Source organism: Mucilaginibacter sp. (assembly GCF_036568825.1).
Classification (GTDB): Bacteria; Bacteroidota; Bacteroidia; order Sphingobacteriales; family Sphingobacteriaceae; genus Mucilaginibacter.
Window position 1 is genome coordinate 48,139 of record NZ_DATCRU010000061.1, and the last position, 14,144, is coordinate 62,282.

The following is a 14,144-nucleotide window of genomic DNA, read 5'->3' on the forward strand; positions in this document are numbered from 1 at the left end:
AGAAGGCCCCTGCTGAAATAGCAGGGGCCTTCGGGTATAAAGAATTAATTAGGGTGCTGCAAATATAGAAATTTGTTTTAAAAGCAAAATTATTATCCAATAAATAATTTGTTCGCATAGAACTAATTGCAGCGTTCATCTCAAGCAAATTGGCCTGGTTTTAAAAATTTCGCTAAAAATTGTACCTTTGCGGCTCATTTAACGCTGTTTGCAGCAGTATCAATGTTTATGACAAAGTACAACACACTACTCTACTATTGCTATTCGGCTATAGAGGATGCGGAGCAATTTGCTGCCGGTCATCTGAAATTTTGCAAATCATTAGGTTTGGTTGGGCGCATTATCGTGGCTGATGAAGGTCTTAACGGTACTGTATCCGGAACTGTTGAAGCCTGTAAAACTTATATGGATGCTGTTCACGCCGATCCGCGCTTTTCAGCTACCGATTTTAAAATTGATGAGGTTGACGAACTGTCATTTGTAAAAATGCATGTACGCTATAAGTCAGAGATCGTACACTCTGGTCTTCGTGACCCTCATATCATAAACCCAAACAAGCAAACAGGTAAGCATCTTGAGCCAAAAGATTTCCTGGCAATGAAAGACCGCGATGATGTAGTGGTATTAGATGTGCGCTCCAACTACGAACATTCCTTAGGCAAATTCAAGAATGCTATCACACTGGATATCGAGAACTTCCGGGATTTTCCGTCAAAAATAAACGAGCTTGCCCAGTATAAGGATAAAAAAATCCTGACCTATTGCACAGGCGGAATCAAGTGCGAAAAAGCATCTGCTTTGTTACTGCACGAAGGCTTTACCGATGTGTACCAGTTGCATGGTGGTATCATAAAATATGGTAAAGAAGCCGGAGGCGAAGATTTTGAAGGTAAGTGTTATGTGTTTGATAACCGTTTGGCGGTAGATGTCAATTCAGTCAATCCTGTGATAATATCAACTTGTTTTAATTGCGGCAAGCAAACTGATAAAATGATCAACTGCGCCAATCCTGAGTGCAATGAACATTTTACCCAATGCGACGAATGCGGTGACACAATGGACGGTTGCTGCAGCGATGCCTGCAAATCGCATCCGCGTAAAAGAGAATACGACGGTACAGGGTATTATGTAAAGATCCCTCAGCCGGTGAATGTTAAAAAGGGCATTAAGGTTATTGTTGAATAGCTTTTAATTCTCCGTGTCCTCTGTGTTAAATCTCTGCGCTCTTGGTGGTTAATTTTTCACCACAAAGGACACTGAGGGAAGAACGCAAAGTTCACAGAGACAATGAGATTGTTCGTGTTTGAGGTCGATCTTTGTATTCCCCCGCAAATCTCTTTATCCCACGAATCCTATAATCGTGTATAAGTTGTATTTTCGTCTCTGCGCCCTGCCTTAGGGTGCGACTGAACTTAATTATGCGTAAATCTATTCTGAGCATTCTTTCTTTTTTGCTGCTTGCTTCGTTACATGCAGCAGGCACCGATATAAAAAGTATCGGCGTACCATATGTTCAGAATTATACCAAAGCGATCTATCAGTCAGGCAATCAAAACTGGTCGGTAACGCGAGACGAGCATGGTATTATGTATTTCGGTAATTCTGAGGGGCTGCTCACTTTTGATGGTAAATATTGGCAATCATACCGCATGCCCAATGGCCTGATCGTTCGCGCAGTTGCTGCTGATGGGAACGGAAAAATATATTCGGGTGGCTTTGGAGAGTTAGGTTATTGGGAGAATAATAAAAATGGCCAACTCACGTACCATTCGCTTAATCAACTGGTCCCGAAACAATATCAACCCATTAATGAAGAAATATGGAAGATATATGTCGACAAGAGCCAGGTTATCTTCCAATCATTCGGCTCAATCTATATTTATAAGGATGGTAAAATAAGCTTAGTAAAGGCGCCGCAGCCGTACCTTTTTTTGTTTAAAACTGGCAACCGGTATTTTGTTGAACAGGTTAACACGGGATTGTACGAGTTAAAAGATAACAAGCTTGAATATGTCAATGGTAGCAATATCATGGGTAACAGCGGTGTGCTGTCGATGTTGCAATTGTCAGTCAATCGATACCTGATCGGTACAGCACGTAACGGATTGTTCATTTATGACAATGGCCAAATCAAACCCTGGAACACCCAGGCCAGCGATTTTTTAAAAAATTATCAGCTAAACAATGGCGCACGGATAGGCAAATACGTGGCTTACGGTACCATCCTGAACGGGATCATTATTATTGATACTACTGGCAATGTGATCCAGCAGATAAATAAATCAAGTGGTCTGCAAAACAACACCGTTTTGAGCCTTTATATTGATAATGAACAAAACCTCTGGGCCGGCTTAGACAATGGCATCGATCGTATCGAGATCAACTCACCACTCTATTTTTATTTTGATAAAACAGGTCGTTTTGGGACGGTCTACTCCAGCATCATTTTTAACAATAAGATCTATCTCGGTACCAATCAGGGTTTGTTTTATAGCGATTGGATAGAAAACGGTAACAAACGCCTCTTTCAGTCATTTGATTTCAAATTGATTCCCGGCTCCCAGGGGCAGGTTTGGGAATTGTCATTACAAGATGGTAAGTTACTTTGCGGGCATAATACGGGCACCTTCCAGGTAAACGGCAGTTCAATTTCCAAGATAACTAGCATAAGCGGTGGCTGGACGATCAAAAAACTCAATGCCAACCAGCTGATCCAGGGTACTTACACCGGGCTGGTTATTTATAAAAAGGATAACTCGGGCAATTGGGTGTTCGATCATAAAATAGATGGCTTTGGCGAACCATCGCGCTACGTAGAGCAGGATAATAAGGGCCAATTGTGGGTGAGCCATGCTTATAAAGGCATTTACAAAGTGACACTGAGCAGCGACTTAAAAAAGGCAACTTCCATCAAATATTACGATAAGCAATACTGTCTACCCGGAAGCTTTAATATCAACGTCTTTAACCTGGATAACCGGATTGTCTTCGCATCCGATTCAGGATTTTATGTCTATGATGATATCAGTGACCGTTTCTCCAAATATGAAGAACTAAACAAAAAGCTGGGCTCATTTGCACGATCAAACAAGATCATCCCTGCATTAGGTAAAAAATACTGGTTTATCAATCACGGGCATGTTTCGCTGGCTGATTTTTCGGTTCCCGGTAAGATGAGCATTGATTCAAACCGGTTCAGCATTCTTGAAGGGCGAATGGTGCAGAACTATGAGAACATCAGCCGAATCAATAGCTCTATCTATCTCATTAGCGTCGACGATGGCTTTGTGATCATGAATGATGTGGATGCCCTCAGGCAAAGCGATGTTAAACTGCCTTATGTGCTGATCAGGAAAGTGGAAAACATTACCGACAAGATCACAACCATAGCCAACGGAGGCGATATAGAAATACCACATTCAGAAAACAATATCCGCATCTCTTACTCGCTTCCGTTTTACCGCCAGGAGAAAATAAGATTCCAGTATTACTTAGAAGGCTATTCCCGCCAATGGTCCGACTGGAGCACGCAAAGTCAAAAAGAATTTACCAACCTCGACCAGGGGACTTACCATTTCCGAGTTCGTGCTAAAATAAATGAGCAGAATATATCGCCAGAAACCGTTTTAACCTTTACCATATTGGCGCCATGGTATGCAGGGCGCATTGCTTTGGTTTGTTATGTTTTGTTACTTATTCTGGCTTATTTCCTGGTAAGAAAATATTATCGCATCAAACTCAGACGCCATCAACATCATATCCAGGAGCGGATGAGGAAGGAACATGACGAGTACTTGAAACAGGAATCTATCTCCAATGAACAGCGCATAGCCAAAGTAAGAAATGAGCAGTTGCAAGCTGACCTTGCAAGCAAAAGCCGTGAGCTGGCTAACTCAGCAATGAATATCGTATATAAAAACGAACTGCTGCAAAAGATCAGCCACGAGATAACGCAGTTGAAGGATAGCTCGGGCAAAAGACTTTCAGAAGAACAGTTGCGCCGGATTCAAAAAGTAATTGACGAAGGCATGAGCGATGAGCGCGACTGGAACCTTTTTGAAAGCAGTTTTAACGAAGCGCACGAAAGTTTCTTCAAAAAACTGAAGGCCCAACACCCCGATCTTGTTCCCAACGATCTAAAGCTTTGCGCCTATCTGCGCATGAATATGAACAGTAAAGAAATGGCCTCCCTGCTCAACATTTCTGTGCGCGGTGTAGAAATAAGGCGCTACAGGCTGCGTAAGAAGCTTAACCTGGAGCATGACAAAAACCTGGTGGAGTTTCTCATGGAGCTTTAACACTACATCATTACCTCTCATAACCCTATCTGTATATTATACACCATACTTCTTAAATGTAGTATCTTTCGAGCCTGCTTTTATATATTTAACTTACTTATTGTGAGCTAATTATTAGCTATAATAGGATGGATTTGAGAAACTACTTTTTAAATGATGTAATAATGTTGAGTGCTGTTTTTTGTTAAAAAAGTATTATCTCTTGAAATTCGTAGTTGTTTAGAACCAATTAATATCAATTCCTAAATTAATTTCCAGAACCACATGAAAAAAATCTTTACTATTTCAGGGTTGGTACTTTTGTGTTCTCTTTTTTTTACTTATGCCTATGCGCAGAACGTTACTGTAAAAGGTAAGGTTACTGACGCCACTACCGGTGAAACCCTGGTAGGAGTAAGTGTAATATTAAAGGGAACAGAAACAGGTACGCAAACCGATGTTAACGGTACATTTACGTTAGCAGCCCCATCTAATGGCACCTTAGTACTTAGCTATCTCGGCTATACATCACAGGAAGTTCCTGTAAACGGACAAACTACAATTAACGTACTCTTAAAATCACAGAGCAACGCTTTAAATGAAGTGGTGGTTGTAGGGTACGGTACGCAAAAGAAAGTCGATGTAACCGGATCTGTTGCCACAGTTAAAGGTTCAGATTTGGCAAGTCAACCAGATGCCAACCCTGTAAGCGCTTTGCAGGGCAAAGTAGCAGGTGTGCAAATTATCAATTCAGGCACTCCCGGCTCATCACCACAAATTACACTGCGTGGTTTAGGCACCATATTCGGTAGCAGCTCACCTTTATTTGTTGTCGATGGTGTTTGGTATCATGATATCGCTTTCCTCAATTCAAACGATATTGAAAGCATGAGCGTGTTAAAAGACGCCAGCAGTGAAGCTATTTATGGTTTAGAGGCAGCAAATGGTGTAATTATTATCACCACCAAAAAGGGTAAAGGTGCGGCACATATAAGATATGATGCTTATGCAGGTTTTTCAACCCCTACCAACGTGCCGGTTATGGCCAATGCTACTCAATACGCCACGATGGTTAACGAAGTAAATGCCGCGAGCAACGCAGCCACGTTTGCCAATCCGTCAAGTTTTGGAACGGGTACTGACTGGTTGCACCTGATCCTGCACAGTGCTTTTACCCAAAACCATAACATCGGCGTAAGCGGCAGTACGGATAAAACATCCTACAATTTTTCAGCAAATTATTTCCAGCAGGATGGTAACGTAGCTTATAATAAGTATGACCGTATTACCACCCATTTGTACCAGGATGTACAAATAGCCAAGTTTTTAAAAGTTGGATATACCGCTATATTGTCTGGCGATCATTCAAAAGATATACCAGGTTCAGTTATGTACCATGCATATGTAGCAGCACCGACTGTTCCTGTACGCTATGCAGATGGCACTTATGGCGATCCGACGTTAACGCCACAAGTTGGTAATGCGGTAAATAACCCGCAGGTTGAATTGGATTACTTTAACCAGACTACTCAAAATTATAATTTCAACGGAAATGCTTTTGCTGAAATTAAGTTTACCGATCACCTGTCAGCCCGCACCAGCTTTGGTGGCACGTTTGCCCACCAGGAAGTACAGGCCTATGACCCGGTATATGCGGCTACCGGAGGACAGTTCAATACCATCAGCACACTAAGCAAGAACACAGTAGACGACCGTAACTGGATATGGGAAAATACACTGACATATGATAATACTTTTGACAAGGATCATCATGTGACCATCTTAGCCGGTCAATCAGCGCAACGTTACAGACATTATGAACAGGATGTAACTGCACAAAATGTCCCGGGCTTTTCCAGCGGAGATTTGTATTTAGGCTTAGGTGACAATCCAACTGTTACCACGCCTAATGCTTCATTAGAAACCCGTGAGTCGTATTTTGGAAGAGTAAATTATGCTTATAAAGACAAATACCTTCTGAATGCTACCGTACGTCGTGATGCTTCTTCTGTATATAGTGATCAATATAAATGGGGTACTTTTCCTTCAGTGGGTGCCGGCTGGGTGATCAGCAATGAAGATTTTATGAAGGATCAGCATATTTTCGATAACCTGAAACTGAGAGGCAGCTGGGGCGAAGCAGGTAACGGAAGTATAACACCAAACCTGGCAACAGCCGTAAATACACAATTCTATTCTAATTTCGGAGGAGGTTTACAATTAGGGTCTGGTCTGCTGGGCTTAGTTCCTCCGGTTATTTATTGGGAAAAAAGTGTGGGTACCGATGTTGGCTTGGAGGCCGGATTTTTAAAGGGCCGTTTAACTCTTGAAGCCGATTACTATATTAAGGAAACTCAGAATGCTGTATTCCCTGTACCGATCTTAGAATCATTAGGTGCAAGCAGCGGCGAGCTTACAGCAAACCAGGCAAATATCAAAAATACCGGCTGGGAATTTACCGCAGGATGGAAGGACCATATCGGCAGCGATTTCACTTACGCTATCAATGCTAATTTTAGTGTAAATGATAACAAAGTTACTTCAGTAACTTCTGGCCCAATACCATTATATGGTGGTGGCAACGGTGGCACTGGCGGTACTTTAACCACACGTACCATAGTAGGTCAGCCTATTGGTGAATTTTATGGTTATAAAGTAGTTGGGATTTTCCAGACGCCAGAGCAGGTTGCAGCACAAACAACACAGCCCAACGCTCAGCCGGGTGATGTGATCTACGGTAATAACGGACAAAAAACTGTTTTAGGTAATCCTAATCCAAAATACTTATATGGCGTGAACATCAATTTGAAATATAAGCAGTTTGACTTTGCTGCCGATATATCGGGCGTTGGTAAGGTGAGCTTATATAATGCAAATGAAAGTATTCGTTTTGGTGAAGAGAACTGGACAGAAGCATTTTATAATGCCCGCTGGCATGGTGCAGGTACTTCAAATACCACGCCTTCAGCTTTCCTAAGCGACGCAGTTAACAGCCAGCCAAACTCTTTTTATGTTCAGGACGGCAGCTATTTAAGAATACGTAACGTACAATTAGGTTATACATTACCAAAATCCATTGCATCAAGTATAAAAATGAGTAGCGTACGTTTATATGTTTCGGGGCAAAACCTGGCAACATTTACTAAATACAAAGGTTTCAATCCTGAAATTTTATCAACCGGAACAAACGGCATAAACCAGGGAATTGATACCGGTGTAGTGCCGATATATGCCATCTTCAATTTTGGTGTGAACGTTACATTTTAACTATAAAATATTTAAGATCATGTTAAGTAAAAGAAATAATTCTTCCAACCTTTTAGGTCTGGCATCAGCTATTGCGCTGATGATAGTTGCGGGAGGATGTAAAAAGAGCTTTTTAGACTCCCAGCCGCAGGGACAGCTTCCGGCTACGCAGCTGTATGTTAATGCTGCAGGTGCTGCACAAGGTATCAATGCAATTTACGCATTGGACCGCGATTTTAATCACACAGCATTCCCTGCTCTCGCTATCGAAAGTATGGGTGGCGATGAAGTACAAAAAGGCAGCACACCTGGCGACTCTTCGCCAATGGGTCTGTACCATACCTTTACCCAAACTGGTGACGAAACCGGCTTTGATGATCCGTTCTGGTCAGGACAATACCAATCCATCAGCTTAGCTAATCAGGCAATCGACAGCATTCCTAAAATTAATATGGATGCGTCATTAAAGGCCCGTTACATAGCAGAGGCTAAATTTTTACGCGCATATAGTTATTTTAGATTAGCCAGGGCTTATGGCGATGTTCCTTTAAGACTGCATTATCCAAAATCAGCTGCGGATTATAACATTCCACGTACGCCAAGGGCGCAGGTATATGCCCAGGTTGAGCAGGATTTGACAGATGCCGCTTCGGTACTCCCGCAATCTTACAGCGGTGCTGACATTGGTCGCGCTACAAAAGGTGCTGCATTGTCATTACATGCAAAGGTGGCCATGTACGAAGGTAAATGGGCCGATGTGCTAACTTACACCAATACTGTTATCGCATCAGGACAATATTCTTTGTTCCCTGATTTTGAAAAATCGTTCCGTGAAGAAAACGAGAACAATCCGGAAGAGATATTCGAAATACAATGTCCGAATGATGCAAGTAACCCTGCAGCTGCTACAAGCCAGTACTCACAGGTTCAGGGCGTAGCGCCGGCTGCCGGCTGGGGCTTTAACATCCCTACCAAAGCATTGGTAGCTGCTTTCGAGCCGGGAGATCCGAGAATGGCAGGTACCATCCTTTTTGCCGGAGGTACTTCAGCAGAGGGTGACGCCATACCGACCGGGCAGGTAGACAGTATGTATAATTACAAATCTTATGTGCCTTTCAGTGAGCCGATCTTAAACGGCAACCCGGGTGCAGGACAGGATGTGCGTGTAATTCGCTATTCGGATGTATTGCTGATGAATGCAGAAGCTGCAAACCAGGCTGGTAATACCACTTTAGCATTAGCATCTTTAGAGAAAGTAAGGGCCCGTGCACGGGCAGGTAACAACGCCATATTGCCTCCGGTTACTACTACAGATAAAACTGCATTGCAAACAGCTATTTGGCACGAACGCCAGGTAGAGCTTGCTATGGAAAGTGACCGTTTCTTTGACGTAGTTCGCCAGGGACGTGCGGGCACCGTATTTGCCGACAGGCATTTTAAAGTGGGTAAAAATGAGTTGCAGCCTATACCGACTTCTGAAATAGTGAAAAGCGGTGGCGTATTAACACAAAATCCGGGTTATTAATCATCAATAATTTATTATCATGAAGAAATTATTTAATAAATTCTCAATAGCCCTTTTGATAACGAGCTTAGGGCTTTCATCCTGCATCAAAAAATTTGATCCGTCAAGTTATGCACCGGCATTAAACATCAACGGCTACACTGCGGCCAATCAGATAGCTCCTACAAATCTGATAGCTCGCTGGGGCTTTAATGGCAATCTTACCGACTCGTTGTCAACCACCACTGCCACCACAGCTGTAAATACTAGCTTTTCAAATGGATTGCTTGGACAGGCGTTGCAGGGTGCAAATAGTGCTTACGCATTATCTGATGTACCTACAGCAATACAGAACCTGCACAGCTTCACTTTTAGCATTTGGGTAAATATGCCCGAAAATACTGATGGTGCAGTAGGATTAATGGATATCGACAATAATCAAATCGGCGGTCCTGGTTTTTGGGGCAGTATGGCTATATTTTTTGACAATGGGGCTACTGCAAATACCGGTGTATTAAAAATACATGCCTTTAATGTAACAGGAAGTCCTACAGGCGTAGACGGCTGGCTAGGTGGCTACACTGTAAACAATCCATGGAATGGGTGGATAAACGTGACGGTTACTTATGATGATTCTACTTCTACGTTTGTGGTTTATTATAACGGCAATTCGGTAGGAACATCTACTGTAGCCGGATTTGCGCCACTTAACTGGACCGCAGCAAAGAAGATGGTGTTTGGTACACTGCAATTTCAAACAACACCATCGTTAACCGCTAATACCGGTGCGCAGAGTTGGGCAAGTTACCAAACAGGTTTGACGGATGAAGTAAGGGTATATAATCGCGTATTAACAAGCGTTGAAGTAAGTTCATTAGTGGCACTACAACGCAGGGGAAAATAAACAGTTGATTGATTTAGGTTGAGGTTGCTTGCCCGCTCAAGGCGGGCAGCAGCCTTTTTTAATGAAATTTTTGAATTGAAAGCTAACAGTAATATGAGTTTTTGTGGAGGCAGAGTTTTAGCTTTTATGCTGATTGTAGTGGTGCTTACTGGCTCATTTGCGTGTTCAAGTAAGGAAAAAGTAAACCCAACACCAACGCCGCCTGTTACACCGTCTTCTTTTGCATTTAATAGTCTTACGGTAAATGGTGTGAATAACGGATTTAATTATAAAAGCGTTAATAACCAGCCTGTTATCAGGGTGTCTTTTTCAGCAGCTGTTAATCATACTTCAACATCAGGAAGCATGACATTCAACACCAAAGCAGGAACGGCAGTGCCTTTTACTACAGCTTATGATAATCATGACAGTACAATTGTGATCACACCATCAGCATTGCAGGCTATAACCCAATATACTTTGACAGTTTCTACCGGGCTTAAGTCATCCACGAATGGCAGTCTGCAATCATCTGTTGCTGTACAACTGACTACAGCAGTTGATACCACAAACAAATTTCCCATTATTTCTGATAACGCCTTGCTTGACCTGGTGCAAAAACAAACCTTTAAATATTTCTGGGACTTTGGTCACCCAACAAGCGGTCTGGCTCGTGAACGGAATACTTCTGGCGATGTGGTAACTACCGGTGGTTCAGGGTTTGGTATTATGGCTATTGTGGCGGCCATCAACAGGCAATTTATTACCCGTGCCGATGGGTTAGCGCGAATGCAAAAGATTGTTGGTTTTTTGAAAACAGCGCAAACTTTCCACGGCGCATTCCCGCATTGGATGAATGGCGTGAGTGGTGTAGTAGTGCCCTTCAGTACACAAGATGACGGTGCAGATCTGGTGGAGACCGCGTACCTGATGCAGGGCTTACTAACCGCCCGTCAGTATTTTAATGACCCCGGTGTACCAGAAACTACTTTGCGCAATGATATCAATACTTTATGGAATGCAGTAGAATGGGATTGGTTCACGCAAAATGGGCAAAATACCCTTTACTGGCATTGGAGCCCCGATTATGCATGGTCGACCAATATGCAGGTGAATGGCTGGGATGAGGCGCTGATCACTTACGTGATGGCAGCATCGTCAATCACACACCCTATAACCAAAGCTGTATATGATAACGGCTGGGCAATGAACGGAGTCATGAAAAATGGGAATGCCTATTTTGGTGTGACCTTGCCTTTGGGTCCGGCAGAAGGTGGCCCGTTATTCTTTGCTCATTATTCATTCCTGGGGATTAATCCTAATGGGTTAAGTGACGCCTATGCAAGTTATGACGTGCAGAATAAAGCGCATGCCATGATCAACTATAACTATTGCGTGGCAAATCCTAAAGGTAATAGCGGCTACAGCGCCAATTGCTGGGGATTAACTGCCAGTGATATTGAAAATGGTTATACGGCAAGCTCACCAACCAATGATGTGGGGGTAATTGCGCCGACCGCGGCTATATCATCGTTACCTTATACACCAACGCAATCAATGGCGGCGCTCAGGTATTTTTATTACAAACTGGGTGATAAAATGTGGGGACAATATGGCTTTTATGATTCTTTCAATTTAAATGATGTTTGGTTTGCCAATTCAACCCTTGCCATAGACCAGGGGCCGATCATCGACATGATAGAAAATTACCGCAGCGGCTTGCTCTGGAACCTATTTATGAGCTGTCCCGAAGTAAAAACCGGAATGAAAAACCTTGGCTTTCAAAGCCCGAACTTATAAACTAAAAATTTTTAGCAGATGAAATCTTTTTTTATCGCAATTGTATTAAGCTCAGTCACGTTGTTGGGCTTCTCTCAGAATAAATCAAAACAAGCTGATGAGGGCATTAAGCCTGTCGGCATTATAAAAGGACTATCTGATAGTGCCCTATTGGATGTGGTGCAGCGGCAAACGTTCCGTTACTTCTGGGACTTCGGTCACCCGGTAAGTGGTCTGGCCCGTGAGCGGAGCAATAAGTCCTTTGATTATGGAGATGAAGTAGTAACCACCGGCGGCTCCGGTTTTGGGATTATGGCTTTGATTGTAGCCGATCACCGCAAATTTATCACCCATGAGCAGGCTGTAGACCGCATGCTGAAAATCGTGAACTTTCTAAATAAGGCTGACGAATTTCACGGCGCTTTCCCACACTGGATGAACGGCGAAACAGGCAAAGTAATTCGCTTCGGTCGCAAGGACGATGGAGGGGATATCGTAGAAACCTCCTATCTTTTTGAAGGACTGCTTTGCGCACGTCAATATTTTACAGGGAATAATTCTAAAGAAGAGCATATAAGAGATGTGATCAACTGGATGTGGGGCGAAATGGAATGGAGCTGGTATACACAAGGTGGGAGAGACAACCTGTACTGGCACTGGTCACCTAATAATGGCTGGGTGATGAACTTCCCCATCCGTGGGTTTAATGAGTGCCTGATCACCTATATCCTTGCTGAATCCGCCCAACGTTACCCGGTAAGCGCTGATATTTATTTCAGGGGTTGGGCGCAAAGCGATTTCTTTAAAAATGGGAAAACATTTTACGGCTTTAAGCTGCCTTTGGGTTTTGATTATGGCGGCCCGCTTTTCTTTTCTCAATATTCATTTATGGGACTTGATCCGCACGGCCTAAAAGACCAATATGCTGACTATTGGGAGCAGAATAAAAACCACACGTTAATCAATCACGCTTACTGTGTTGATAATCCAAAACATTATAAAGGCTATGGTGAAGATTGCTGGGGATTGACCGCGAGTGATAATTATGAAGGCTACAATGCCCATTCACCAACAAATGATTTAGGGGTGATCACACCAACCGCAGCCTTATCAGCATTTCCATATACACCGGAGTATTCAATGAAAGCATTACGTCATTTCTACTATGACCTTGGCGATAAGATTTGGGGCGAATATGGCTTTGTAGATGCCTTCAGCGAATCGCATAACTGGTATGCCAAATCATACCTGGCTATCGACCAGGGGCCGGAGATAGTGATGATCGAGAATTACCGCAGCGGTTTGCTATGGAAATTATTCATGAGCTGTCCTGAAGTGCAGCATGGATTAAAGAAAATTGGATTTCAAAGTCCTGCATTTGCAAAGAATTGATTAATCACTTTCTCTGTGACCTTCGTGTTCTTTCTTTGTGATCTCTGTGGTAAAATATCTTAACCACAAAGTGCACTGAGATTTTCACAAAGAGTCACGGAGTGGATTTTTAAAGAAAAGATGTTAATTTACGCCGAGATTGTATTTTAACACTTATGAAAACATTGAAAATATTTTTAACCGGAATGCTGGGCCTTTGCCTGGCATTTCCTGTTTTTGCCCAGTCGACTGACGCATCGAGATTTGATCGTGGCAGCTATATTAATAAAGGTGACACGATACCCTATCGGTTCATTTTCCCGCAAAATTTTAATCCTTCCAAAAAGTATGCAATGATCATCGTGCTGCATGGAGCAGGTGAACGTGGTAACAACAACGAGTCTCAGTTGAAATATGGCACGCAATTATTTTTGAATGATACCATCCGTGCAAAATACCCGGCAATAGTGATCTTCCCGCAATGCCCTGCTAACAGTTTCTGGAGTAATGTGAAAATGGGAAATGATGCCTCTGGAAAAATGACCTGGACTTTTGTTCAGGGTGGTGACCCAACCACAGCCATGACGGGTTTACTGGGATTGATCGACCAATGGCTGGATAAACCCTTTGTAGACAAGCATCATGTGTATGTAGGCGGCCTGTCAATGGGCGGTATGGGTACATTTGAATTGCTGAGACGCAAACCTGAATGGTTCGCTGCTGCATTCTCCATTTGCGGTGGCGATAATACGCTGAATGCAAAGGTTTATGCTAAGAAAGTTCCGATGTGGATATTCCACGGTCAAAAAGATAGCGTAGTGCCATTTGATCACTCATCCATCATGGTAGCAGCCATCAAAGCCGAAGGCGGTGACCCAAAATTTACGGTTTACCCTAATGATGACCACAATAGCTGGGATGATGCGTTTAAAGAACCGCAGCTAATTCCTTGGCTGTTTGCGCATAAGAAGTAGAGCTGTAATGAAAACACGTCATCCCGAACTTGTTTCGGGAACCCACAGGACATTCACGCTTGCTTAGTCTGCGATCTGCATGTGGCAGACTTATTTATCGCAGACTTTAA

The 14,144-nt window shown here is 42.9% G+C and carries 8 protein-coding genes; all 8 read left to right on the forward strand.

The genetic code is table 11. The features are described from left to right. The first annotated feature begins 228 nt into the window (after positions 1–228). The gene (gene trhO / locus VIM89_RS12970) at positions 229–1,185 is read left to right on the forward strand and encodes an oxygen-dependent tRNA uridine(34) hydroxylase TrhO (RefSeq protein WP_488156585.1); all 957 of its coding nucleotides are present in this window, start codon (positions 229–231) and stop codon (positions 1,183–1,185) included. Positions 1,186–1,418: 233 nt separating this feature from the next. Further along, positions 1,419–4,298, forward strand: coding sequence for a ligand-binding sensor domain-containing protein (locus VIM89_RS12975; protein WP_488156586.1), 2,880 nt, complete (start codon positions 1,419–1,421; stop codon positions 4,296–4,298). A 264-nt stretch (positions 4,299–4,562) separates the two neighbouring features. Further along, on the forward strand, positions 4,563–7,544 hold the full coding sequence (locus VIM89_RS12980) for a SusC/RagA family TonB-linked outer membrane protein (RefSeq protein ID WP_488156587.1): 2,982 nt from the start codon (positions 4,563–4,565) through the stop codon (positions 7,542–7,544). A gap of 19 nt (positions 7,545–7,563) precedes the next feature. Next, entirely contained in the window at positions 7,564–9,048 is a 1,485-nt protein-coding gene (locus VIM89_RS12985; protein ID WP_488156588.1) for a RagB/SusD family nutrient uptake outer membrane protein, read from the forward strand. Positions 9,049–9,067: 19 nt separating this feature from the next. Further along, positions 9,068–9,931, forward strand: a complete 864-nt coding sequence (locus tag VIM89_RS12990) for a LamG-like jellyroll fold domain-containing protein (RefSeq protein WP_488156589.1) — start codon at positions 9,068–9,070, stop codon at positions 9,929–9,931. Between the two features lie 93 nt (positions 9,932–10,024). Further along, a complete protein-coding gene (locus VIM89_RS12995; protein ID WP_488156590.1) occupies positions 10,025–11,710 on the forward strand; it encodes a glucoamylase family protein in 1,686 nt (561 codons plus the stop codon). A gap of 18 nt (positions 11,711–11,728) precedes the next feature. Further along, the gene (locus tag VIM89_RS13000; protein WP_488156591.1) at positions 11,729–13,081 is read left to right on the forward strand and encodes a glucoamylase family protein; all 1,353 of its coding nucleotides are present in this window, start codon (positions 11,729–11,731) and stop codon (positions 13,079–13,081) included. Between the two features lie 155 nt (positions 13,082–13,236). Beyond that, positions 13,237–14,034, forward strand: coding sequence for a carboxylesterase family protein (locus VIM89_RS13005; RefSeq protein ID WP_488156592.1), 798 nt, complete (start codon positions 13,237–13,239; stop codon positions 14,032–14,034). Positions 14,035–14,144: the final 110 nt, after the last annotated feature.

What these genes read in the sequence shown, in the direction of transcription:
- trhO (WP_488156585.1), top strand. Translation starts at nt 229, where the DNA reads ATGACAAAGTACAACACACTACTCTACTATTGCTATTCGGCTATAGAG.
- VIM89_RS12975 (WP_488156586.1), top strand. Translation starts at nt 1,419, where the DNA reads ATGCGTAAATCTATTCTGAGCATTCTTTCTTTTTTGCTGCTTGCTTCG.
- VIM89_RS12980 (WP_488156587.1), top strand. Translation starts at nt 4,563, where the DNA reads ATGAAAAAAATCTTTACTATTTCAGGGTTGGTACTTTTGTGTTCTCTT.
- VIM89_RS12985 (WP_488156588.1), top strand. Translation starts at nt 7,564, where the DNA reads ATGTTAAGTAAAAGAAATAATTCTTCCAACCTTTTAGGTCTGGCATCA.
- VIM89_RS12990 (WP_488156589.1), top strand. Translation starts at nt 9,068, where the DNA reads ATGAAGAAATTATTTAATAAATTCTCAATAGCCCTTTTGATAACGAGC.
- VIM89_RS12995 (WP_488156590.1), top strand. Translation starts at nt 10,025, where the DNA reads ATGAGTTTTTGTGGAGGCAGAGTTTTAGCTTTTATGCTGATTGTAGTG.
- VIM89_RS13000 (WP_488156591.1), top strand. Translation starts at nt 11,729, where the DNA reads ATGAAATCTTTTTTTATCGCAATTGTATTAAGCTCAGTCACGTTGTTG.
- VIM89_RS13005 (WP_488156592.1), top strand. Translation starts at nt 13,237, where the DNA reads ATGAAAACATTGAAAATATTTTTAACCGGAATGCTGGGCCTTTGCCTG.